Here is a 404-nt window from a genome sequence, read left to right as displayed (position 1 = left end):
TGCCAGAGCGAGAAGAATTAGAGCGCCAGCTCGAAACACTGCAGCACGATATTCAGAAACTGCAGCTTGAGCACGACCTTTTGAAGAAAGCGACCGAACTCATAAAAAAAGACCTGGGCGTCGATCTACAACTCCTGAGTAATCGGGAGAAAACGCTGTTGGTTGACGCCCTCAAATACCTTTATCAACTCCCCGATCTGCTTGCTCAGTTGGGACTGGCGCGCAGCTCATATTTTTACCATCGAACCCGCATGAGGATGAGCGACAAGTACCTCACTATTCGTCAAAACATCACCGAAATCTTCGAAGCCAACCGTCGATGCTATGGCTACCGCAGACTACAGGCGTCATTGGCCAAACAATGCGTTACAATCTCAGAGAAGGTTGTGCAGCGCTTGATGAAG

1 protein-coding gene is annotated in these 404 nt (G+C 49.3%); it reads left to right on the top strand.

Translation table 11 applies throughout. The features are described from left to right. The coding region (locus tag ACOZHT_RS24435) for an IS3 family transposase (RefSeq protein ID WP_421567127.1) at positions 1-404 on the top strand (404 nt) is incomplete at both ends.

It is taken from the genome of Ochrobactrum sp. EDr1-4 (genome assembly GCF_049199085.1).
Taxonomy (GTDB): domain Bacteria; phylum Pseudomonadota; class Alphaproteobacteria; order Rhizobiales; family Rhizobiaceae; genus Brucella.
This window is presented reverse-complemented; position numbering and strand designations above follow the sequence as displayed.